General features: G+C 73.8%; 18 protein-coding genes and 2 tRNA genes. 13 read left to right on the top strand and 7 right to left on the bottom strand.

Features of this window, described 5'->3' with window-relative positions; translation table 11 throughout:
• Window positions 1–95 precede the first annotated feature (95 nt).
• Window positions 96–962, bottom strand: a complete 867-nt coding sequence (locus IE172_RS06390) for a bifunctional DNA primase/polymerase (RefSeq protein WP_190096106.1) — start codon at window positions 960–962, stop codon at window positions 96–98.
• Between the two features lie 359 nt (window positions 963–1,321).
• On the opposite strand from IE172_RS06390, the gene IE172_RS06385 reads away from it, so the two are divergent.
• From IE172_RS06385 to IE172_RS06375, 3 genes are all read left to right on the top strand, one after another.
• The gene (locus IE172_RS06385; protein ID WP_190096105.1) at window positions 1,322–1,648 is read left to right on the top strand and encodes a hypothetical protein; all 327 of its coding nucleotides are present in this window, start codon (window positions 1,322–1,324) and stop codon (window positions 1,646–1,648) included.
• 278 nt (window positions 1,649–1,926) lie between these two features.
• On the top strand, window positions 1,927–2,487 hold the full coding sequence (locus IE172_RS06380) for a SigE family RNA polymerase sigma factor (protein WP_190096104.1): 561 nt from the start codon (window positions 1,927–1,929) through the stop codon (window positions 2,485–2,487).
• Window positions 2,488–2,634: 147 nt separating this feature from the next.
• Complete coding sequence (locus IE172_RS06375) at window positions 2,635–4,278, top strand: long-chain fatty acid--CoA ligase (RefSeq protein WP_190096491.1); 1,644 nt, start codon at window positions 2,635–2,637, stop codon at window positions 4,276–4,278.
• Between the two features lie 83 nt (window positions 4,279–4,361).
• On the opposite strand, the gene IE172_RS06370 is transcribed toward IE172_RS06375, so the two are convergent.
• Window positions 4,362–8,573, bottom strand: coding sequence for a PAS domain-containing protein (locus IE172_RS06370; RefSeq protein WP_190096103.1), 4,212 nt, complete (start codon window positions 8,571–8,573; stop codon window positions 4,362–4,364).
• Window positions 8,574–9,161: 588 nt separating this feature from the next.
• Here IE172_RS06370 and IE172_RS06365 point away from each other — a divergent pair.
• Window positions 9,162–9,252: transfer RNA gene (locus tag IE172_RS06365), tRNA-Ser, on the top strand.
• Window positions 9,253–9,439: 187 nt separating this feature from the next.
• A tRNA-Arg gene (locus tag IE172_RS06360) sits at window positions 9,440–9,512 on the top strand.
• 59 nt (window positions 9,513–9,571) lie between these two features.
• On the opposite strand, the gene IE172_RS06355 is transcribed toward IE172_RS06360, so the two are convergent.
• The 3 genes from IE172_RS06355 to IE172_RS06345 form a co-directional block, all read right to left on the bottom strand.
• Window positions 9,572–10,969, bottom strand: coding sequence for an FAD-binding oxidoreductase (locus IE172_RS06355; protein WP_190096102.1), 1,398 nt, complete (start codon window positions 10,967–10,969; stop codon window positions 9,572–9,574).
• 152 nt (window positions 10,970–11,121) lie between these two features.
• Complete coding sequence (locus IE172_RS06350; protein ID WP_190096490.1) at window positions 11,122–11,583, bottom strand: potassium channel family protein; 462 nt, start codon at window positions 11,581–11,583, stop codon at window positions 11,122–11,124.
• A gap of 65 nt (window positions 11,584–11,648) precedes the next feature.
• Entirely contained in the window at window positions 11,649–12,080 is a 432-nt protein-coding gene (locus IE172_RS06345; RefSeq protein WP_190096101.1) for a DUF7144 family membrane protein, read from the bottom strand.
• Between the two features lie 141 nt (window positions 12,081–12,221).
• Here IE172_RS06345 and IE172_RS06340 point away from each other — a divergent pair, with 141 nt between their 5' ends.
• From IE172_RS06340 to IE172_RS06305, 8 genes are all read left to right on the top strand, one after another.
• Window positions 12,222–13,094 (top strand): DUF2797 domain-containing protein, encoded by an 873-nt coding sequence (locus IE172_RS06340; RefSeq protein ID WP_190096100.1) that lies wholly within the window; start codon window positions 12,222–12,224, stop codon window positions 13,092–13,094.
• A 45-nt stretch (window positions 13,095–13,139) separates the two neighbouring features.
• Window positions 13,140–14,045, top strand: a complete 906-nt coding sequence (locus IE172_RS06335; protein WP_190096099.1) for an amidohydrolase family protein — start codon at window positions 13,140–13,142, stop codon at window positions 14,043–14,045.
• Window positions 14,046–14,137: 92 nt separating this feature from the next.
• Window positions 14,138–14,878 (top strand): response regulator transcription factor, encoded by a 741-nt coding sequence (locus tag IE172_RS06330; RefSeq protein WP_190096098.1) that lies wholly within the window; start codon window positions 14,138–14,140, stop codon window positions 14,876–14,878.
• Window positions 14,875–16,419 carry a sensor histidine kinase gene (locus IE172_RS06325; protein ID WP_190096097.1) on the top strand — a complete coding sequence of 515 codons (1,545 nt, stop codon included), beginning with the start codon at window positions 14,875–14,877 and terminating at the stop codon, window positions 16,417–16,419. Before IE172_RS06330 ends, IE172_RS06325 begins: the two co-directional genes overlap by 4 nt.
• A 14-nt stretch (window positions 16,420–16,433) precedes the next feature.
• Window positions 16,434–17,774 (top strand): bifunctional glycosyltransferase family 2/GtrA family protein, encoded by a 1,341-nt coding sequence (locus tag IE172_RS06320; protein ID WP_229885830.1) that lies wholly within the window; start codon window positions 16,434–16,436, stop codon window positions 17,772–17,774.
• The gene (locus IE172_RS06315; protein ID WP_190096096.1) at window positions 17,771–19,945 is read left to right on the top strand and encodes a glycosyltransferase family 39 protein; all 2,175 of its coding nucleotides are present in this window, start codon (window positions 17,771–17,773) and stop codon (window positions 19,943–19,945) included. The genes IE172_RS06320 and IE172_RS06315 overlap by 4 nt, the downstream gene beginning before the upstream one ends.
• 52 nt (window positions 19,946–19,997) lie before the next feature.
• Window positions 19,998–21,521 carry an MFS transporter gene (locus IE172_RS06310; protein WP_190096095.1) on the top strand — a complete coding sequence of 508 codons (1,524 nt, stop codon included), beginning with the start codon at window positions 19,998–20,000 and terminating at the stop codon, window positions 21,519–21,521.
• A gap of 70 nt (window positions 21,522–21,591) precedes the next feature.
• Complete coding sequence (locus tag IE172_RS06305; RefSeq protein WP_190096094.1) at window positions 21,592–22,365, top strand: TetR/AcrR family transcriptional regulator; 774 nt, start codon at window positions 21,592–21,594, stop codon at window positions 22,363–22,365.
• Between the two features lie 11 nt (window positions 22,366–22,376).
• Here IE172_RS06305 and IE172_RS06300 read toward each other — a convergent pair whose 3' ends face one another.
• The gene (locus IE172_RS06300) at window positions 22,377–22,847 is read right to left on the bottom strand and encodes a PPOX class F420-dependent oxidoreductase (RefSeq protein ID WP_190096093.1); all 471 of its coding nucleotides are present in this window, start codon (window positions 22,845–22,847) and stop codon (window positions 22,377–22,379) included.
• A 4-nt stretch (window positions 22,848–22,851) separates the two neighbouring features.
• On the bottom strand, window positions 22,852–23,220 hold the full coding sequence (locus IE172_RS06295; protein WP_435844347.1) for an STAS domain-containing protein: 369 nt from the start codon (window positions 23,218–23,220) through the stop codon (window positions 22,852–22,854).
• Window positions 23,221–23,292 lie beyond the last annotated feature (72 nt).

Raw genomic sequence — 23,292 nt, 5'->3', positions numbered from 1 at the left:
GGGGGGGGGGGGGGGGGGGGGGGGGGGGGGGGGGGGGGGGGGGGGGGGGGGGGGGGGGGGGGGGGGGGGGGGGGTTGGGGGGGGGGGGGGTCGTGTCAGTGGCCCGTCATGCGGGCGGCCGAGGCGATCGTCGCGCGGGCCTCGCGTTCGGACAGGCCCGTGGTGCGGGCCGCGTCGACCAGGTGATCCACCAGGGCGGGGCCGATGCCGTCCTCGTAGGCGCGGCAGGCCGCCCAGAACAGTCGGGTGTTGCGCTGGCCCTCATGTGCCGCGAGGACGAACTGGACGAGGCCCTGGCCGTGTCCGCCGGTGGACGCGGGTGTCGGGTGGTGGGGGCGCGGCGGTGGCAGGAGCAGGCGCAGCAGGGCGGGCGGGCAGGCCGCCGGGGCGAGGTGCGCGGTGCCCGGGGCGGCCGTGTAGGTGCCGTGGCCGGTGCGGGAGCCGGGGCCGACCAGGTAGCCGCCGGCGCCCCTGATGTCGATGCCGGGGGCGAGGCGGCCGGCGGAGTTGGGGACGACGACGTCGGGCGGGCCGCTCAGCCACAGGTGGCGGCCGCCGCTCGGGGTCAGGACGACCACGGTGGCGGGGATGGTGAAGAGGTGGCGCTGGGCCAGCTCGCGCAGGGCGGCGGGGGCGTCCGTGCCGGTCTTGGTGTCCAGGTCGACGCCGATGAGGTGGTGCGGGGGGAGGCCGCAGGCGATGCCGTAGCCGGTGGCGCGGGGTGCGGCGGCGAACAGGGCGCGGATGCGGGCGGGATCGGTGGAGGCGTCGTGGATGCCGTGTCCGAAGCGGCCGCACTCGCCGTGACAGGGCGGCCCCGCCGGCTGCGGGTCGGTGCGGTGCGGGGAGCGCAGGGCCGGGAGTTTCGTCCGGGACAGGGGGATGACGGCCAGTCCGCGCTCGGCGGCTGACAGGGCGTGCGCGAGGGCCAGCGTCGTGGCCTGCCGGTCGGTGGTGGCCATGCGACCATTTTCGTACACGTGTTCGAAGAAGGGAAGGGGTTGGGCGGGTGACACGCCGGGGCGCGTCGGGTCGGCGGGGGCGTGCCGTAACGCTTCCTCCCTTGGGGCGCCTGGGTGTGGTGGGTGCTGTGGCGCGGGCCGGGCAACTCGGGGGTGAGGTGGGGTTTATCGCCCGGTCGTCACGCTTGCGTGCGAATCGCGTCGTCCGGGGTGGTTCCGGACGATCCGGTGGGCAATCCTGATCTTGCGACGTCGTGAACGACACCGGGGCGGGGGGTCAACTTCCCTGGTGGCAGCCGTACTTCACGCACTTACGGCACCGAGCCGGTGCGTCCTGTGGGTTCTGGAGGGAACACAACATGGCAAGCATCCGTACCGCCCGTGTCATCGCCGCGGTCTCCGCGCTCCCGCTCGCGGCCGCCCTGTTCGCCGGAGTGGCGACGGCGGACAGCGGCGCCCTCGCGGACGACGGATCGAACGCGACGGCCATCAGCGGCGAGGCCGAGGCCCTCGGTACCGGTGTCGGCGGGGACAACTTCGGCACCTCGGCCACCACGCAGCAGCAGGCCGGCGGCCCCGGCGCCGCGAACCAGAGCAACACCGCCCAGGTCAACGGCTCCGCGTTCACGGCCGTCAACCAGGGCAACGGCAACGTGGCCATCAGCTTCTCCCCCCTGTGGTGGTGACGCCGGCCGTCTGACCGTGTGGGGGCGTGCTCCGTGGGGGGCAGGTGGTCTGCGCGGCGGTGCTTCGGCACCGCCGCGCAGGCGGGCGCCGGGCGCGGGGGGCGTCGGCGGCGGCCCGCGTGCCGCGCGGTCGCCTCGGGGGCCGACCCGGAGTACCCCCTCATCCGCTCGTCCACCTCCAGGAGGTGGGGAGAGCCCCACCCCTACAACCTGAGGGGGACGTGGCTTCGGGACCTGCGGCCGATCCGCCGGACGGGGGCCGCTCCTAGCGTGGAGACATGACCACACTCGTCTGCACCAGCGCGTCGGACGCCGCCGCTCCACCGACGCAGACCCTCCCGTATCCGTCGTTCTCGTCGTACATGAGGGCCCGGCATCCGGTGCTCCTGCGTACCGCCCGGTCGCTGACCGGGAACCCGAGCGACGCGGAGGACCTGCTGCAGACCGCGCTCACCAAGACGTACGTCGCCTGGGAGCGCATCGAGGACCACCGCGCGCTCGACGGCTACGTGCGCAGGGCGCTGCTCAACACGCGCACCTCGCAGTGGCGCAAGCGCAGGGTCGACGAGTTCGCCTGTGACGAACTGCCCGAGCCCGACCCCGTGCCCTGCGGCGACGACCCGGCCGAGCGGCAGGCGCTGCGCGACGCGATGTGGCGGGCGATCATGCGGCTGCCCGCGCGGCAGCGGGCGATGGTCGTGCTGCGGTACTACGAGGATCTCAGCGAGGTCCAGACGGCCGAGGTGCTCGGCGTCTCGGTCGGCACGGTCAAGTCAGCTGTGTCGAGGGCGCTCGGCAAGCTCCGCGACGACGCTGAGCTGGGGTTTGTTCGAAAATAAGCTGAAATCGAGGGGGAAAGCCCTTCGATGCCGGGTGATCGATCATCCGTCCGCCTAGTGACATACCGCGCGGTATGTGCGCAGAATCAGCGCAACCCGTACCGACGTGTAGGCGATGTCGCCCAGGAGGACGCCGTGCTGAGCACCATGCAGGACGTACCGCTGCTGATCTCGAGGATCCTGACCCACGGGTCCACGATCCACGGCACATCGCAGGTCATCACCTGGACCGGCGAGGGCGAGCCGCAGCGCCGTTCCTACGCGGAGATCGGCGCCCGTGCTGCCCAGCTGGCCCACGCCCTGCGCGAGGACCTCGGCGTCACCGGCGACGAACGGGTCGCCACCCTCATGTGGAACAACGCCGAGCACGTCGAGGCGTACTTCGCGATCCCCTCCATGGGAGCCGTCCTCCACACCCTGAACCTCCGCCTGCCCCCCGAGCAGCTCGCGTGGATCGTCCACCACGCCGCCGACCGGGTGATCCTCGTCAACGGCTCGCTGATCCCCCTGCTCGCCCCGCTGCTGCCGCACCTGAAGACCGTCGAGCACGTGGTCGTCTCCGGTCCCGGTGACCGCTCGGCGCTGGCCGGCGCCACCGTGCGGGTGCACGAGTACGAGGACCTGATCGCCGGACAGCCCGTCGCCTACGACTGGCCGGAGCTGGACGAGCGTGCCGCCGCCGCCATGTGCTACACCTCCGGCACCACCGGCGACCCCAAGGGCGTCGTCTACAGCCACCGCTCGATCTACCTGCACTCGATGCAGGTCAACATGGCCCAGTCGATGGGCCTCACCGACGAGGACACCTCGCTGGTCGTCGTCCCGCAGTTCCACGTCAACGCGTGGGGTCTGCCGCACGCCACGTTCATGACCGGCGTCAACATGCTGATGCCGGACCGCTTCCTGCAGCCCGCCCCGCTCGCCGAGATGATCGAGAGCGAGCGGCCGACGCACGCCGCCGCCGTCCCCACCATCTGGCAGGGACTGCTCGCCGAGCTGACCGCCAGGCCCCGGGACGTCTCCGCCCTCACCCAGGTCACCATCGGCGGCTCCGCCTGTCCGCCCTCCCTGATGGAGGCCTTCGACAAGCTGGGCATGCGGGTCTGCCACGCCTGGGGCATGACCGAGACCTCCCCGCTCGGCACCATCGCCCGCCCGCCGGCGAGCGCCGTCGGAACCGAGTCGGAGTTCGCCTACCGGCTGACCCAGGGCCGCTTCCCGGCCGGCGTCGAGGCCCGCCTCACCGGCCCCGGCGGCGAACGCCTCCCCTGGGACGGCGAGTCGGCCGGTGAGCTGGAGGTCCGCGGGGCGTGGATCGCGGGCGCCTACTACAACGGCCCCGACGCCGAGCCGCTGCGCCCCGCCGACAAGTTCAGCGAGGACGGCTGGCTGAAGACCGGTGACGTCGGCACCATCAGCCCCGACGGCTTCCTGACGCTGACCGACCGCGCCAAGGACGTCATCAAGTCCGGCGGCGAGTGGATCTCCTCGGTCGAGCTGGAGAACGCGCTGATGGCCCACCCGGACGTCGCCGAGGCCGCCGTGGTCGCCGTCCCGGACGACAAGTGGGGCGAGCGCCCGCTGGCCACGGTCGTGCTGAAGGAGGGCTCCAGCGCCGACTTCACCACCCTGCGCGCCTTCCTCCAGGAGGAGGGCCGGATCGCCAAGTGGCAGCTCCCGGAGCGCTGGACGGTGATCGAGTCGGTGCCGAAGACCAGCGTCGGCAAGTTCGACAAGAAGGTCCTGCGCAGGCAGTACGCCGAGGGCACGCTGGACATCACGCAGATCTGACGCACGGACGGCGACGCGCCGGGCGGTGAGCGGGAGACCCCCCGCTCACCGCCCGGCGCACGCCGTTCACGGGCCGGACCCGGTCAGTTGGTCCCGATCCGCGAGAGCAGGTCGACGATCCTGTCCTGCACCTCGGTGCTGGTGGACCGCTCCGCGAGGAACAGCACCGTCTCGCCGGAGGCCAGCCGCGGCAGGTCCGCCGGGTCGACGGCGGCCGTGTAGACGACCAGCGGGGTGCGGTCGAGCTGTCCGTTCGCCCGCAGCCAGTCGATGATCCCGGCCTGCCGGCGGTGCACCTGCATCAGGTCCATCACCACGAGGTTCGGCCGGAACTGCCCCGCCAGCGCCACCGCGTCCGCGTCGCTCGCGGCCCGGGCCACCTGCATCCCGCGCCGCTCCAGCGTCCCGGTCAGCGCCAGCGCGATCTCCGCGTGCTCCTCGATCAGCAGCACGCGCGGAGGGTGCTGCTCACTGTCGCGGGGCGCGAGCGCCTTCAGCAGGACGGCGGGGTCGGCGCCGTACGCGGCGTCGCGCGAGGCCTGCCCGAGCCCGGCCGTGACCAGCACCGGCACCTCGGCCGCCACCGCCGCCTGCCGCAGCGACTGCAGCGCCGTACGCGTGATGGGCCCGGTCAGCGGGTCCACGAACAGCGCGGCGGGGAAGGCCGCGATCTGCGCGTCGACCTCCTCGCGCGAGTGCACGATCACCGGCCGGTAGCCGCGGTCGCTCAGCGCCTGCTGCGTCGAGACGTCCGGCGCGGGCCACACCAGCAGCCGGCGCGGGTTGTCCAGCGGCTCCGGCGGCAGCTCGTCGTCCATCGGCTGCGGACGCGGGGGGTCCGCCACCTCGACGGCACCGCCCGGTCCGTCCAGCGGTTCGGGCCCCTCTGCGGCGTCCGCGTCGGGCGCGCCTATGGCGTACGAGCGTCCGGCGGCCTCGGCCTGGGGCGCGAGCCGGGACTGGCCGGCGACGGACGGCTGTGCCTGGGCGAGGCCCTGCTGCGGTGCCGGTGCCTGCGCGGGCTCGGCCGTCGGGTGCGGGCCACCGTTCTGTTCGGCGCCGGTGCCCGCGGCCGCGTCGGGGCGCGTACCGAGTTTGCGGCGGCGTCCGGAGCCGCCCGGCTGGTGCGGGGGAGGGGTGGCCGTGGGCAGCGGCTGCTGGACCTGGGCGGCCTGCCGGTTGAACGGCACGCCCTGCCCCAGCGTCCGCACGCTGATCGCGCGTCCTTGCGTCGAGTTCGGATCCACGGGCGCCGCCGCCTCCTCGGGCAACGGCTGAGCGGCCCGCGGCGCGGGCAGCGGTGCGGGCAGCGGTGCGCCTTCCGGCGGCAGCGGCGTGCCGCCGGCGGGCGTCGTCGGCTGCGGCGGGTTCGGGCCCTGCGGTGCGGGCGTACCGGCGCCGGAACCGTCACCGGCGGGCCACGGCTGCGGGACCGGGGTGCCTTCCGCAGGGGTCACCTGCGCGGGTGCGGGTGCGGTCTCGGCGGGGAGTGGCTGGGCCGGGGGAAGGGGCGCCGATGCCTGTGCCTGTGCCTGTGCCGGGGGCTCGGGGTGCCCCTGCGCGGGAACTCCCTGCGGAGGCACCGCCCCCCACTGCTCCGGAGCCGCCGGAGCCTGAACGACCGGAGCGACCGGAGCGACCGGTGCCGTCTCCGCCGGCTGCGCGACGGCCCGCCGGCGGCGGCCGGTGGGCGCGCTGGTGGGATGCGGCTGCGGCGGGGTGTGGTCGTCGGCCTGGTCGTGCGGTACGGCGTCATGGCGGCCGTCGCCGGCCGGAGCACCACCATGTGCGGCGGGCGCGGCGGATCCGTGCGCGCCCGCCGGTACCGGCTGCCCGACGACCTCGGCCTGTCCCGCCTGTTCTCCCTGGTCCGCCTCGGCGGGCGGCAGCGCGAACACCGTGCGGGGCGCGGCTTCCTGCGCCGCGGCCCGCTCGGTGGCGGCGGCCAGCGCCCGCCGGCGGCGTCCCGTCGGCTGCTGCTCCGTCTGCCCCGACGCCTGGGCCGGGACATGCACGGCCACCTCGGCCGACTGGGGTGGCCCGGCCGCCCCGTTCCGGCCGGTGGCCGGCGCGGGCAGGGCGGGCGGCAGCGCCTGCTGCTCACCGGCCCCCTGCCCGGCCCGCCGGCCGGCGGGTGCGGGAACACCCTGCGGCGGTACGGTCCCGCCCAGTCCGGTGTTCGAGGCGGCGGCGCCCGCCGCGTGCTCGGCGGCGGTGACCACGGCCCCCTCGGAGACCCCGCCACCGGCGAGTTCGAGCGGGGCGGAGGCCGACGCGTCCTCGGCGGGCCGGCCGCGCCGTCGCCCGGTACCGCCGGACGCCACCGCGCCCTCACCGGACGCCGGGGCCGGAAGCTGTGCCTGCGCGGGCTGCTCGGCCGCCGCGCGGCGCCTGCGCCGGCCGGTGGGTGGCGTCCCGGCGGGTTCCTGCCCGGTGGGTTCCGTCCCCGCGTCCGCGCCGTCGTCCGCGCCGGGCACCTCGCCGTCCAGGAAGGCGTCCACGGAGGAACGCCGTGCCCGGCGCCGTCCGCCCCCGGCCTCCACGGCCGGCACCTGAGCCTCGCCCGGCACCGGAGCCTCGCCCGGCACCGGAGCCTCGGCCGGTATGGGGGCCGGGGCGGCCGCGACGGCCCCCGCCCCGCCGCCGATCGGCACCTCCAGGACGAAGGCGCTGCCGCTCATCCCCGGCACCTCGTGCGTCTGCAGCACACCGCCGTGCGCCCGGACGATGCCGCGCACGATCGGTTCGTGCACCGGGTCGCCGCCGCCGTACGGCCCGCGCACCTCGATGCGTACCACCTCGCCGCGCTGCGCCGCCGCGACGACCACGGTGTTGTCCAGGTAACCGCCCGCCGACAGGGGCGTGTTGCCGGTCGCGTCGACGCCGGCGACGTCCGCGACCAGGTGCGCGAGGGCCGTGGCGAGCAGCCGCGGGTCCACCTCCGCCTCGATGGGCGGCGCGTGCACGGCGAACTGCACCCGCCCCGGGCCGATCAGTTCCACGGCCCCGTCGACCCCGGCGGCGACGACGGCGTCGAGCATCACCTTCGTCCGGGCGACCTGCTCGGCACCGACGTCGAGCCGCTGGTAGCCGAGCACGTTGTCGATGAGGGTGGTGATGCGGGCGTAGCCGGCCGACAGGTGGTGGAGCACCTGGTTGGCCTCCGGCCACAGCTGTCCGGCGTCGTCGGCGGCCAGCGCGGACAGCTCGCGGCGCAGTTCGTCCAGCGGACCGCGCAGGGACCGGCCGAGCAGGGTGAGCAGCTGTTCGTGCCGGGCGGCGAGGGCCTCGTACCGGTCCTTCTCCCGCTCGCCGAGGGCCGCGTAGCGCTCCTCGTTCGCGGCGAGTTCCTCGGCGTGCTTCTCGCCGATCCGCTCCAGTTCGCTGATGTGGCCCTGGCGCAGGGCGGTGAGCTCCGAGCCGTGCTCCTCGGCGAGCCGCTCCAGCTCCTCGGCGTGCTCCCGCTCGGCGGCCTCCTTCTCCCGCACGAGCGCGTCGTAGGGGCGGCGGTCGAGGAAGGTCATCACGGCGCCGACGAGCTGGTCGCCGTCGCGTACCGGAGCGGTCGTCAGGTCGACCGGCAGCTTGTCGCCGCTCTTGGAGTACAGCACCTGCCCGCGCACCCGGTGCTTGCGCCCGGAGCGCAGGGTGTCGGCGAGCGGGGACTCGTCGTACGGGAAGGGGGAGCCGTCGGCGCGCGAGTGCAGGACGAGGGTGTGCAGTTCGCGTCCGCCGAGTTCGCCGGCCCGGTAGCCGAGTATCTGGGCGGCGGCCGGGTTGACGAGGACGATCCGCCCGTCGGTGTCGGTGCCGACGACGCCCTCGGAGGCGGCGCGCAGGATCATCTCGGTCTGCCGCTGCGAACGCGCGAGCTCGGCCTCGGTGTCGACGGTGCCGGAGAGGTCGCGGACGACGAGCATCAGCAGCTCGTCGCCGGCGTAGCCGTAGCTGTCGTAGGCCTGCTGGCCGGTGTCCAGGTTCGCGCTGGTGACCTCGACGGGGAACTCGCTGCCGTCGGTGCGCCGGGCGGTCATCCGGGTCGGCTTCGTCCGCGCGCGGGGGTCGATGTGGTCGGGCCGCCGCATGGATCCCGGGATGAGCTTGCTGTCGAACTGCGGCAGCAGATCCAGCAGCCCCCGCCCCACCAGCGCCGTGCCCGGGGTCTCGAAGGCCTCCAGGGCGATGGTGTTGGCGTTGACGACGGTCCCGTTGGCGTTGACCAGCACCAGCGCGTCGGGAAGCGCGTCCAGTATGGCTGCGAGGCGAGCAGCGCCTCGGGATGGCCTGCTGCTCACGAGACCGCTTCCTCCCTGTTACCGCGACGTGCCGACCGCTCGGGCCATCTTGCCAACCTGCCCGCAACGTGTCACGCGAGGGAGTCTAAGGGCTGGGGTTGCGCTCGCGACGCCGGATGGGACGTACATCGCATCAGGAAGTGACGACGCCGTGACGCCCGGTGCTTCTCGGACCGGTGTCTGCCTGCACCGACGCGCCCCGGACCTTCGCGCGACCTTCACACCCCCTGTGCCCCGGCTCGCCGCCCCTGGCCGGGGCACAGGGGGGCCGAGCCGGTCCCGGCGGGTGCCCGCACATTCGTGCGCACGGCCGCGCGCCGCCGTCCGCCCCGCCGCCCCGCGTCGCGCACGGTGACAGTGAGCCGGCCGCCGCCCCCGTGACCCGGCCCGAGCGGCGAGGGGGACACGGCCTGACGAACGGGTGGCCGTGCGGTGGGTGGCGCCACGCCGGACCGGTGACCGGAAGTGCTTTGCCCTGCGGGCTTCCCGCCTAGTACCGTGGGCACCGATTGGTGACACCGCACGCGGTTGTGTCATCATCGGCACGCACCGACCCGCACGCGCTCACGCGCGGAAGGTCATGTGTGAGGAGGCGTCGCCTAGTCCGGTCTATGGCGCCGCACTGCTAATGCGGTTTGGGTCTTAAAGCCCATCGAGGGTTCAAATCCCTCCGCCTCCGCCCCGTCACGAAGCCCCGGCCCCTGCGGCCGGGGCTTCGTCGTGTCGGCCCCCGGATCGGGTGTTCGTGCAGGTCACAAGGGGTAGGGCCAATGGATTTCACATGGCGGCGGCAGTCATGTAATGTTCTTCCTGTCGCCGCGAGCGGGCCGCAAGGGCCGGGAGCGGCGAGACAAATGAAGAGACAAGCACTCGTAGCTTAACGGATAGAGCATCTGACTACGGATCAGAAGGTTGCAGGTTCGAATCCTGCCGAGTGCACACAGAGCAGAGGCCCCGTGGAGTGATCCACGGGGCCTCTGGCGTGGGGGCAGTGACGATCACGCCGCGGACGGGGTGATGTTCTGGTTGGCGTGGAAGAAGTTGTGCGGGTCGTACGCGCGCTTCACGGCGGCCAGGCGGTCGTAGTTGTCGCGGTAGGTGGAGCGGACGCGTTCGGTGCCCTCCCACTCGCCGAGGAAGTTGACGTACGAGCCGCCCATGGAGTGCGGGTGGAGGTCGGTCCAGTAGTCGACGCACCACTGCCGGACCGCGTCGGCGTTGGCCGGGTCCGGGTCGATGCCGGCGATGACACCGGACCACACGGCGTCCCGGTAGGCCCAGGCCGTCTCGCCGGGGGCGACCCGGTGGGCCGCGCCGTCCACCGGGTACAGGTGCATCGTCGACAGGGCGGTGGGGAGGGCGTGGCCGTACCGCTCGTGCACGGCGACGGCGTCGTCGGGGATGCCGTCGAAGAAGTCGCCCCGCCAGTACCACTGGAGTCCCCGGGGGACGATCTCGTCGAACATGGTCTGCAGGGCGGGGTAGGGCATCGGCGTGGCGAAGTGGAAGGCCGGCGGGGCCGGTTCGTTGACCACGGACAGTGTCTCCTCCAGGCGGCCGTCCTCCGTGTCGCCCGTGTAGCACCAGATCACGGCGCACATCTTCTGGCCGTGGATCGGTTCCGGGAAGGGCGGCCCCGGCGGGACGGTCATCAGCGCGAAGAACCCGTTGAGGTCCTCCGGCGCGGCCGGCAGGAACTCCCGGTACCAGCGCAGCACCTCCGGCGTGCGCTCGACCGGCCACACGGTCGCCGCCACCCCGACCGTGTCCACCGGGTGCGGCCGGAAGGTGAACGACGTGACCACCCCGAAGTTGCCCCCGCCGCCGCGCAGCGCCCACAGCAGGTCCGGGTGCTCCTTCTCCGAGGCGGCGACGACCTGGCCGTCGGCCAGGACGACGTCCGCGCCGATCAGGCTGTCGACCGTCAGCCCGTACTTGCGGGTGAGGTGGCCGTGGCCGCCGCCCAGGGTGAGGCCGCCGACGCCCGTGGTCGAGTTGATCCCGCTCGGTATGCCCAGGCCGAAGGAGTGGGCCTCATGGTCCAGGTCACCGAGCAGGCTCCCGCCGCCCACCCGCACGGTCCCGGTCTCCGGGTCGACCCGGACCCAGCGCATCGGGGACAGGTCGAGGGTGAGCCCGCCGTCGATCAGGCACAGGCCCGGCCCGCTGTGTCCGCCGCCGCGGACGGCCAGGTCGGCGCCCGTCTCCTGGGCGAAGGCGAGGGTGGTGCGCACGTCCGCCGTGCCCGTGCACTGGGCGAGGGCGGCCGGACGCCGGTCGATCATGGCGTTGTAGATGCTGCGTGTCTCGTCGTACTCCGCGTCCTGCGGTGTGACGACACGTCCTCGCAAGGCCGTGCGCAGGCTGTCGAGAGCAGTTGCGTCGATGCCGCCCATGAGCGGACACCCCTCGGAAGGATTGCGGAACCGGATGGTCTCGGGCGGACGGAACGGCGGTCCGGCCGGCGTCCGTCCAGGGGCCCGGGGGAGTGAACCCTCTGATACCAGTGTGACGTAGCTCACATAATGGCGCGATGTGGCGGATCGGATCACTCCGGCCGGCGCGGGTGCTCGCGGTGGCGGAGGGTTTCACGGAGGTAGCGGGTCAGGCTGGTGGCCGCCGCGGTGAGGAAGACGAACGTGTAGACGATCTGCAGCACGGCGACCAGCCGCGCGGTCTGTCCGCGCGGGGTGATGTCGCCGTAGCCGATGGTGGCGAGGGTGACCAGCGTGAAGTAGAGGGCGTCCAGGCGGGTGGCGAGACCGTCGAGCTCGCCGGGGCTCTGGGCCAGCGCCAGGTAGGTGGTGGCGAAGACCAGGATGGACAGGCACATCAGCGGTGGGATGACCATCCCCGGCCGGACGCCGGGGACGGACAGCAGCACCCGCACCACCTGCCGCAGCAGCAGGAGCGCGATCAGCGTCAGCGCCCCGCCGAAGAGCAGCCAGCTCAGGGTCGGGCGGTGCGGTCCCAGCCGGTCGAGGGGCAGGAGGAAGTAGGCGGCGACCATCACCGTCACCCCGGCCACCTGGACCAGCCAGGGCCACAGGGCGCCCCAGACCGTGGACGCGCGCCCTACACCCGGCTCTCGCGGCGGGGTGCGCACAGCGCCCAGATGATGAAGCCGTCGATGATGATGAGGACGATCGACCACACCGGGAAGTACGGCAGCCACACGAAGTTGGCGATCATGCTGAGCCCGGCCAGGGCCACGCCCACGACCCTGGCCCAGGTGGACCCCTGGAACAGGGCGATGCCGGCGGCGGTCACCAGCGCGCCGAGGACGAGGTGGACCCAGCCCCAGCCGGTCAGGCTGAACTCGTAGGTGAAGTTCGGCGTGGCGACGAAGACGTCGTCCTTCGCGATGGCGGCGATGCCCTGGAAGATCGCCATGATGCCGCCGAAGGTCATGAGGACCGCCGCGGCGACGGTCCAGCTCGTCGCCCAAGGGCTCTCCGCCTGCCTCCCGGTCGCGTGGTGGCGCGTACCGCTGACATTGCTCGCCATGTTCTCGGCCTTCCGGACGTCCCCGAGCGGTGCGATACCTCAGACCAGGTTGGCACCGCCGCTCGTGACCGGCACCTCGGCGGGCGGTACCGGGCCGCCGGGCGGAGGCGTTGTCAGTGGTGCCGCCTAGTCTCGGCGGGGATGGCACAGGCATGGAGGTGCGCGGGGCTGCGGTGGCCGGCGGACGGTCCCGTGCTGATGTGGGACGGTGGCCGGCGCTCGCCGCTGACCTGGGGGAAACGGGTGGCCTTCGGGGTCGCGGAAGGGAGCGCGCGGACCTGCGTGGGGGCACGGGGGCACGCGTGTCCGCTCGCCGCGGAGGTCCCCGGGCGCGGTACGGGAGCGCGCTGCGAGGTGTGTGCCCGGCTGGACCGGGCGCACTCGGTGGCCGCCGACACCCTCGCGGACGATCCGCGGCCCTACCGCGTGTACCTGGCGTGGTTCGGGCCCGGGACGGCCAAGGTCGGGATCACCGCGGTGCGGCGGGGGCGGGCGCGGCTGCTGGAGCAGGGGGCGGTCTGCTTCACCTGGCTGGGCAGCGGGCCGCTGATGGCGGCGCGGCGCACCGAGGAGCTGCTGCGTGCCGCGCTCCGGGTGCCCGACCGGATTCCCTACGCCGACAAGCGGGCGGCGAGGGCGGCGCTCCCGGCGACGGCCGCGGAGCGGGCGGTGGAGATCGCCTCACTGCACGCGCGGGCCCGCGCCCTCGGCGGCTGGCCGGAGTCGCTCACCCCCGCACCGTTCGAACCCGTCGATCACGTCGGAGTGTTCGGGCTGACGGGGGTGCCGGCCGCGGTGGGGCAGGTGCGCGAACTGGTCCCCGGGGGCGCGGTGAGCGGCGAGCTGGTGGCCGCCGCCGGTCCCGATCTGCACCTGCTGACGGACAGCGGGGTGGTGGTGCTGGACACCCGGCTGCTGGCCGGGTGGGGGCTGGTCCCGGTCACCGGGAGGGAGAGCGCGGTGCCCGTCGGGCCGCTGAAGGAGAGGCCGGCCGAGCAGGACGGGCTGTTCTGACCCCGCCCCTGGACCCGGGGCGCGGCCACGGGTGATCGTGGCGGCATGAGCGATCACCTCGTGACCCGTGCCGAAGCCGGCGACGTGCGGCGTTTCTGGGAAGGGCTCGGGCTGCCCGGACTCGTCGACGTGCACACGCACTTCATGCCGGAGCGGGTGCTGCGCAAGGTGTGGGCCCACTTCGACGCGCTGGGGCCGCTGACCGGCGGGGTCGAGTGGCCGATCACCTACCGGGAGGAGGAGGGCGAGCGGGCCGCGCTGCTGCGGGCGTTCGGCGTGCGGGCGTTCACCGCGATGCTCTACCCGCACAAGCCGGGCATGGCGCGCTGGCTGAACGAGTGGGCGGCCGGTTTCGCCCGGCGCACGCCCGACTGCCTGCACACCTCGACACTGTTCCCCGAGCCGGACGTCGCCGACTACGTGGCGGAGGCGGTGGAGGCGGGCGCGCGCGTCTTCAAGGCGCACGTGCAGGTGGGCGCGTACGACCCGGCCGACGAGATGCTCGACGCGGCCTGGGGCCTGCTCGCCGAGGCGGGCGTGCCGGTGGTGATCCACTGCGGGTCCGGTCCCGCGCCCGGCAGGCACACCGGCCCCGGGCCGGTCGCCCGGGTGCTGGCCCGGCATCCGCGGCTGCGGCTGGTGGTGGCACACCTCGGGATGCCCGAGTACGAGGACTTCCTGGACCTCGCCGAGCGGTACACGGAGGTGCGGCTGGACACCACGATGGCGTTCACCGACTTCAGCGAGCGCATGGCGCCGTTCCCGCGGCGGGCGCTGTCCCGGCTGGGCGGGCTCGGGGACCGGGTCCTGCTGGGGACGGACTTCCCCAACATCCCCTACGCCTACGTCCACCAGCTGCACGCGCTGGAGCGGCTGGGGCTGGGGGAGGCGTGGCTGCGGGGGGTGTGCCACGACAACGCGGCGCGGCTCTTCGGGCTGCCGGGCGGGTGAGGGCGGGGGCCGCGCGCCGGGCTGTGGGTTTCTCAGGGAAAACACAGGTGGGGAAAAGAGTGCTCTCAGAGGTGCCGCACATCGTGTGCGCTATGACCACGATCTCGCCCCGGGGGCGCACCGAACTGCTCAGGCCGGACGGGAGCCCCGTCCGCGTGCTGGTGGTGGACGACGAGCAGTCGATCACCGAGCTGCTGTCCATGGCCCTGCGCTACGAGGGCTGGCAGATCCGCAGCGCCGGGGACGGCCAGGGCGCCCTGCGCGCCGCCCGTGAGTTCCGGCCCGACGCCGTCGTCCTGGACATGATGCTGCCGGACATGGGCGGGCTGGCCGTCCTCGGGCGGCTGCGCCGCGACCTGCCCGACGTGCCCGTGCTGTTCCTGACCGCCAAGGACGCCGTCGAGGACCGTATCGCCGGACTGACGGCCGGTGGCGACGACTACGTCACCAAGCCGTTCAGCCTGGAGGAGGTCGTCGCCCGGCTGCGCGGACTGATCCGCCGCTCCGGCGCCGCCGACCGCCGCCCCGAGTCCGTGCTGGTGGTCGGCGACCTCACCCTCGACGAGGACAGCCACGAGGTCACCCGGGGCGGCCAGGGCATCCACCTCACCGCCACCGAGTTCGAACTGCTGCGCTTCCTCATGCGCAACCCGCGGCGCGTGCTCAGCAAGGCCCAGATCCTCGACCGGGTCTGGTCGTACGACTTCGGCGGCCAGGCGAACGTCGTCGAGCTGTACATCTCGTACCTGCGCCGGAAGATCGACGCCGGCCGGGAGCCGATGATCCACACCCGCCGCGGCGCCGGATACCTGATCAAGCCCGCGGTGTCGTGAACGCGCGACGACGACCGCGCCCGCGGACCCTGCGGACGCGGCTCGTCGTCGCGTCCGTGGCCCTGATCGCGGTGGTGTGCGCGGTGATCGGCACGGTGACGACACTGGCCCTGCGGTCCCATCTGTACGAGCAGCTGGACGGCCAGGTGCGCGAGGTGGCGATGCGGGCGGCGGGCGGCCCGGCCGGCGGCCGGCCGCTCCCCGAGCCGCTGCGTCAGGACGGCCCCCTCGCCTTCGTCACCAAGGGCCCGCAGGGCTTCGGCGTCATCGGCGCGACGGTCGAGGACGGCCGGGTGACCGAGGGCGTGGTGAGCAACAAGAAGGTCGTGAACGGGTTCACCGCGCCCGAGGCCGGTGACCTCACCGACGCCCAGCTGGCGGCCCTCGGTACCGTCCCGCGCGACCACGACGAGCACACCGTGGACGTCCCCGGACTGGGCAGCTACCGCGTCGCCCACCAGGCCGGCCCGAACGGCGCCTTCTACGTGGCCCTCCCCACGGACGGCGTGGACAGCACGATCAACACCCTGGTCCTCGTGGAGATCAGCGTCACCGCCGCCGGTCTCGTCGCGGCCTCCCTCGCCGGAGCCGTCATCGTCGGCGTCGCCACCCGCCCGCTGCGCAGGGTCGCCGCCACCGCCACCCGCGTCGCGGAACTCCCCCTGCACCGGGGTGAGGTCACCCTGGAGGAGCGCGTCCCGCCGTCCGAGTGCGACCCGCACACCGAGGTCGGCCGGGTCGGCGCCGCCCTGAACCGGATGCTCGACCACGTCCACGGCGCCCTGCACGCACGCCAGGAGAGCGAGACGCGGGTACGGCAGTTCGTCGCGGACGCCGGCCACGAACTGCGCACGCCGCTCGCCTCCATCCGCGGGTACGCCGAACTCACCCGCCGCGGCCGGGAGGAGGTCGGCCCCGACACCCGACACGCCCTCGGGCGGATCGAGTCGGAGGCGGGCCGGATGTCCCTGCTGGTCGAGGACCTGCTGCTGCTCGCCCGGCTGGACGCCGGCCGTCCCCTGCGGTTCGAGCCGACCGACCTCGTACCGCTCGTCGTGGACTCCGTCAGCGACGCCCGCGCCGCCGGCCAGGACCACGTCTGGCGTCTCGAACTGCCCGACGACCCCGCCACGGTGACCGGCGACGCGGCCCGGCTCCAGCAGGTCCTCGTCAACCTGCTCGGCAACGCCCGCAGCCACACCCCGCCGGGCACCACCGTCACCGCACGGGTGCGCCGCAGCGGTCCCCGGCTGCGCGTGGACATCGAGGACGACGGCCCCGGCGTCCCGCCCGCCCTGCTCCCCCACGTCTTCGAGCGGTTCGCGCGCGGCGACTCGGCGCGCACCCGGTCCACCGGATCGACGGGCCTGGGCCTGGCCATCGTGCAGGCCGTCGCGGCCGCGCACGGCGGAGCCGTGACCGTCGACAGCGCGCCCGGACGGACCGTGTTCAGCCTTCACCTGCCCGCGGTGGGCACGCGGCCGGCGCCGGACTCACAGCCACGCCACAGCCTCACCACACGGGCACGACAGGGCAGTTGACCAGGGTCGGTGCCATGCGAACCGAATCCTCTCCCGGCACCCTGCCGGCGCGGGAGCACCTCCCGGCCGCCGGAGCCGGCACGCCGGTCCTGGACGTCGTGATCCCCGTCCACAACGAGGAGAAGGACCTCGGGCCGTGCGTCCGCCGACTGCACGAGCACCTCCGCCGCACCTTCCCCTACGCCTTCCGCATCACCATCGCCGACAACGCCTCCACGGACGGCACCCCGCACGTGGCCGGCGAACTGGCGGAGCGGACCGCGGAGGTCCGGGCCGTCCGCCTGGAGCAGAAGGGCCGCGGCCGGGCGCTGCGGACGGTCTGGGCGGCCTCCGACGCCCCCGTCCTCGCCTACATGGACGTCGACCTCTCCACCGACCTCAACGCCCTGCTGCCGCTGGTCGCTCCGCTGATCTCGGGCCACTCCGACCTCGCCATCGGCTCCCGGCTGAACCGCGGCGCGCGGGTGGTGCGCGGTGCCAAGCGGGAGTTCATCAGCCGCGCCTACAACCTGATCCTGCGCGGCTCGCTGCGGGCGCGCTTCTCCGACGCGCAGTGCGGGTTCAAGGCGATCCGCCGCGACGTGGCCCGGGTGCTGCTGCCGCTGGTGGAGGACGGCGGCTGGTTCTTCGACACCGAACTGCTGGTGCTCGCCGAACGCGCCGGGCTGCGGATCCACGAGGTGCCGGTCGACTGGGTCGACGACCCCGGGTCCAGCGTGCACATCGTGCGGACGGCGACCGACGACCTCAAGGGCGTCTGGCGCGTCGGCAGGGCCCTGGCCACCGGGTCGCTGCCGCTGGACCGGCTCGCCCGGCCGTTCGGCGACGACCCCCGCGACCGGGACATCGAGGACGTACCGCAGGGCCTCGCCCGCCAGTTGCTCGGCTTCTGCGTCGTGGGCGCCCTGTCCACCCTCTTCTACCTGCTGCTCTACAGCGGCTTCCGCGCCTTCACCGGCTCCCAGACCGCCAACGGGCTCGCCCTGCTGGTCTCGGCGGTCGCCAACACCGCCGCCAACCGGCGGCTCACCTTCGGGGTGCGCGGGCGCGCCGGGGCGGTACGCCACCAGGCGCAGGGGCTGGTCGTCTTCGGTATCGGTCTCGCGCTGACCAGCGGCTCGCTCGCCGCGCTGAACACGGCGAGCAGCGACCCCGCCCACTCCACCGAACTCGCGGTGCTCGTCGCCGCGAACCTCGCGGCCACCGTGCTGCGGTTCCTGCTGTTCCGGGCGTGGGTGTTCCCGGACGGAGCCCCGGCCCCCACCGTCCCGGCCCCTGCGGCCCCGCCTCGCGCCGGTTCCGCCCCCGCCGCCCGGACCGCCCCCGCCGACCACGACCCGAGGGACGACCGATGACCACCCGGCACGACCGGACGCACCCCCCGGCCGACCCGCCCCTCCCGGGCCCCCCGACCGGGCCCGCGTCACCCGGCCCCGCGACGCCCACCGCCCCGCGGGACCCGCGCTGGGCGCGCCCCGCCCTGCTCGCCCTGCTGCTGGTGACCGGCGTGCTCTACCTCCACGGCCTGAGCGCCTCCGGCTATGCCAACTCCTTCTACTCGGCGGCCGTGCAGGCGGGCAGCGAGTCCTGGAAGGCGTTCTTCTTCGGCTCCCTGGACGCGGCGAACGCCATCACCGTCGACAAGCCCCCGGCCTCCCTGTGGCCGATGGAGCTGTCGGTGCGGATCTTCGGCCTGAACTCCTGGGCGATCCTCGTGCCCGAGGTGCTCATGGGCGTCGGCACGGTCGCCGTCGTGCACGCCTCCGTCCGACGCCGTTTCGGCGCGGTGGCCGGTCTGATCGCGGGCGCGGTCCTCGCGCTCACCCCGGTCGCGGCGCTGATGTTCCGGTTCAACAACCCCGACGCGATGCTGGCGCTGCTGTCGTCCGTCGCCTGTTACCTCGTCCTGCGGGCCGTCGAGGACGGCCGTACCAAGTGGCTGGTGTGGGCCGGCGTCGCGATCGGCTTCGCGTTCCTCACCAAGACCCTCCAGGCCTTCCTCGTCCTGCCCGCCTTGGCGCTCGTCCACGGCGCCTGCGCACCGGTGCGGATGCGGAAGAGGCTGACGCAGCTCGCCCTGGCGACCGCCGCGCTGGTCGTCTCCGGCGGCTGGTGGGTGGCGGTCGTCGAACTGTGGCCGGCGTCCTCGCGCCCGTACATCGGCGGCTCGCAGAACAACAGCTTCCTGGAGCTGACCTTCGGCTACAACGGCCTCGGCCGGCTCAACGGCGACGAGACGGGCAGCGTCGGCGGCGGTGGCGGCGGTATGGGCGGCGGCGGTGGCCAGTGGGGAGAGAGCGGCTGGGACCGGATGTTCGGCGCCGAGGTCGGCGGCCAGATCTCCTGGCTGCTGCCCGCCGCGCTGATCCTGCTCGCCGGGGGGCTGGTCCTCACCAGGAGGGCCGCACGGACCGACCTCGCCCGGGCGTCGTTCCTGGTGTGGGGCGGCTCGCTGCTGACGACCACGGCCGTCTTCAGCTGCATGGCCGGCATCTTCCACGAGTACTACACGGTGGCCCTCGCCCCTCCTCTCGCGGCCGTGACCGGCATGGGCACGGTGGCCCTGTGGGAGAGGCGGCGGGAGCCGTGGGTGTCGCTCACCCTGGCGGCGGCCGGCACGGCGACGGCGGCCTGGGGGTACGTCCTGCTCGACCGCACGCCCGACTACCTGCCCTGGCTGAAGTGGACGGTCCTGGTGGGCGGGTCGGCCGCCGCGCTCGGCCTCGCCCTCGCGGGCCGGGTGGGGCGCCGGGTGGCGCTCGGCGCGGCGGGCCTCGCCCTGGTGACGGCGCTGGCCGGCCCGACGGCGTACACGCTGAGCACCGTCCAGCAGGGGCACTCCGGTTCGATCGTCACGGCCGGTCCGGCGGGGGCGGGCATGGGCGGCGGGGGGCGGCCCGGAGGCGGTGGCGGTCCCGGCTGGGGCGGTGGGTTTCCCGGCGGGGGCCGGAATGAGCAGGGGCAGACACCGCCCGGCGGGTTCACGGACGGCGCCGGCGGCGCCGGCGGCTTCCCCGGCGGCGGCCCGACGGGCCGGGACGGCGGACAGAACAGCCAGGGCGGAAGGAACGGCCCGCCCACCGGCCGGAACCAGCAGAACGCCCCCGGCGGCAGCGCCGAAGCCGGCGCGATGCCCGGTGCCGGCGGCATGGGCGGCCTCCTCGGCGGTGCGGACGTCGGCGCGGAGGCGAAGGAACTGCTGGAGACGGACGCCGGCGACTACACCTGGGCCGCCGCGGCCGTCGGCGCCCAGAACGCCGCCGGTTACCAGCTCGCCACCGGAGCGCCCGTCATGGCGATCGGCGGCTTCAACGGCACCGACCCCTCACCGACCCTGGACCGGTTCAAGGAGTACGTGGCGGACGGAAGGATCCACTACTTCGTCGCCGGTGGCGGCATGGGCGGCGGCGGTCGTGACTCCGGCACCTCCGCGGAGATCACGGCCTGGGTGGAGGAGACCTTCGAGGAGGTGACAGCCGGCACGGCGACCTTCCACGACCTCACGAGGAAGCGGGCCGGCGACTGACGGACACCCGTCGAGCTGTACACCGTATGGGAACTGTTCTACGGTGTACAGCATGACGACGTCCTCCCCGGAGCACGCCCCCGGCCGGTCCGCCGGCCAGGCGGTCCCCACGCCGCCGGGGCACGCCCGGCGCTGGCTGATCCTCGGTGTCATCTGCCTCGCCCAGCTCACCGTGCTGCTGGACAACACCGTCCTGAACGTGGCCATCCCCTCGCTCACCCGTGAACTGGACGCGTCGACCGCCGACATCCAGTGGATGATCAACGCCTACTCCCTGGTGCAGTCGGGTCTGCTGCTCAGCGCGGGCAACGCCGCCGACCGCTACGGCCGCAAGAAGATGCTGATCGTGGGCCTGGTCCTGTTCGGCGCGGGGTCGCTGGTGGCCGGACTGGCCCAGTCGTCCGGTCAGTTGATCGCCGCGCGGGCCGGCATGGGGGTGGGCGGCGCGCTGCTGCTGACGACGACCCTCGCCGTGGTGATGCAGATCTTCACGCCCGAGGAGCAGCCCAAGGCGATCGGCATCTGGAGCGCCGTCAACTCGCTGGGGTTCGCGGCCGGTCCGCTGGTCGGGGGCGTCGTGCTGAACCACTTCTGGTGGGGTGCGATCTTCCTGATCAACCTGCCGGTGGTGGCCCTCGCGCTGGCCGCCGTCACCGCCTGCGTCCCCGAGTCGAAGAACCGGCAGGGCGACCGCCCCGACCTGGTCGGCGCGGTCCTGTCCACCATCGGCATGGGATCCCTGGTGTACGCGATCATCTCGGGCCCCGAACACGGCTGGACCTCGCCCCGGGTCGTGGCGACGGCGGCGACGGCGGCCCTGGTCCTCGGCCTCTTCGCCTTCTGGGAGAGCCGCGTCCCCCACCCGATGCTCGACCTCGGCTTCTTCCGCAACCGCCGGTTCACGGGCGCGGTCGGCGGACTGGTGCTGATCACCTTCGGCATGGGCGGCGCGCTGTTCCTGCTCACCCAGTACCTGCAGTTCGTCCTCGGCTACGGCCCCCTGGAGGCGGGGCTGCGCACCGCGCCCATGGCGATGACCGTCGTCGCCCTCAACTTCACCGGCGTGGGCACCAGGTGGGCGGCGAGGATGGGCACCCCCCTCTCCATAGCCGTCGGCATGACCCTGATGGCGGGCGGACTGGTGTCGATCGCCACGCTCACCGAGCACGGCTACGCCGGTACGCTGCTCGGCCTGGTCCTGATCGGGACGGGCACGGCGATCGGCAGCCCGGTGATGGCGCACGCGGTGATGAGTTCCGTCCCGCGCGAGAAGGCGGGCGTCGGCGCCGGGATCAACGGCACCCTCGCCGAGTTCGGCACCGGGCTCGGGGTGGCCGTGCTGGGCGCGGTGCTCAACGCGCGGTTCGCGGCGCTGGTCCCGGTGGCGGCGACCTCGCTGCCGGTGGCGCTGGCCGCGGCGGGCTCGGACGGCGAACGGGTGCGGATCACCGACGCGTTCTCCGCCGGGCTGGAGACGAGCCTGCTGGTGGGGGCGGTGGCCGTGCTGCTCGGCGGACTGATCGCTGCGGCGTTGCTGCGCCGGGCGGACCGGGCAGAATCGCGGGAGAAGGCCTGAGAGCCGGACGGCCGGAACCCGGAGGGGGCGACGGCGCTGACCGGCGCCGGCGAGTCGAGGAAGGTGCGCCATGGTGAGGGCAGCCCAGCGGTCCGGCGGTGCGCCGCGGACCAGTGTCTGGCTGGAGGGCACGGACCGCCGCGGCGGGCGCGGCGGCGGACAGCCGTCGGGCCTGGACCGGGAGCGGATCACCGAGGTCACCGTGCGGTTGCTGGACGCCGAGGGCCCGGCCAAGTTCTCCATGCGCCGCCTCGCCGCCGAGCTGAACGTGACGGCGATGTCCGTCTACTGGTACGTCGACACCAAGGACGACCTCCTGGAGCTGGCCCTGGACCGCTCCTTCGGCGAGCTGACGCTGCCCGACCCGGCCGCCGACGAGGACTGGCGCGACCAGCTGCGCGCCCTCGCCCGTGAGTACCGCGCCCTGCTGGTGCGCCACTCCTGGCTGTCGCCGCTGGCCGGACGGTTCCTCAACATCGGGCCCAACGCGCTGCGGTTCTCCCGCGTGATCCAGCGGGTCATCAGCAGGACCGGCCTGCCGGAGCGCGGGGTGACCGGGGCCATCGCGGCCGTCTTCCAGTTCGTGTACGGCTACGGCACGATCGAGGGCCACTTCCACGCCCGGGTCGCCGCGACGGGCCTGACCCCCGACGAGTACCACGAGCGCGCCATGACCGCGGTGACGCGGTCGCCGGACCCCGTCGGGGTGTTCGAGGAGTCGACGCGGATCATGGCGGCCCGCGGCGGTGACACGGTCGAGGAGATGATGGAGCGGGACTTCGCCTTCGCCCTGGACCTGCTGGTGGCCGGCATCGAGGCGATGGTGGCCCGCTCCCGGGACTGAGCGGGCCCGCCTCAGTCCGTCTGGACGAGCCGCGCGGGGAACCCGCCGGTCGCCACCGGCCCCCAGCGCTCCGGAGTGACCCGGATGATCGACTTGCCCTGCTTGATCATCGCCGCCCGGTACTCGTCCCAGTCGGGGTGCTCACCGGCGATGTTCCGGTAGTACTCCACCAGCGGCTCCACGGACTCGGGCGCGTCCACCACCTCGGCGGTGCCGTCGATCTGCACCCACGGCCCGTTCCACTCGTCGCTCAGGACGATCAGGCTCACCCGGGTGTCCCTCTTGGCGTTCCGCGTCTTGGCGCGTTCGGGGTACGTGGACATCACGATCCGTCCCGAGTCGTCGACCCCGCAGGTCAGCGGGGAGCCCTGGGGGCCGCCGTCCGCCCGCCGGGTCAGCAGGACGGCCCGGTGCCGGGGCCGTACGAAGTCCAGCAACTCGTCGAGGGAGACCCGGGTGTTCGTCGCGATGTTCGGTGCCATGGCGTCAGGCTAGGCCCTGGGCGGCCATCGCCTCGGGGAGGTTGTCGTAGACCGGGATGTCGCGGCGCACGCCGGTCAGTTCCAGCACGCGGCTCGCCAGGCTCTCCGGACGGGCCACCACGTGCACCGGGGTCCGGGGGCGCAGCAGCCGGTGCACCTCGTTGATGAGGCGGACGCCCTGGGAGTCCATGAACTCCGTCGCGGTGAGGTCGAGGACCAGGAGCCCGGCCGGACGGCCGGGGCGGGGCCGTACACGGTCCATGATCAGCGGCAGCAGCCGGTCCGCGGTGGAGACGTCGACCTCGGGTGGGAACGGGAACCGGATGGGTGCGGCCGGGGGGTGTCCCCCGGAGGATTCGGGAAGGAAGGTCACGGCAGTCACCTGGCAGACGTGCGTCCGGAATTCCGGCAAGGCCACTTCCTGACCCGCCCCCATTGCACCACG

The organism is Streptomyces griseoflavus (assembly GCF_014649995.1).
In the GTDB taxonomy this organism is placed as follows: Bacteria; Actinomycetota; Actinomycetes; order Streptomycetales; family Streptomycetaceae; genus Streptomyces; species Streptomyces griseoflavus.
Note: the sequence above shows the minus strand (reverse complement) of the source record. Positions and strands in the feature narration are given on the sequence as shown.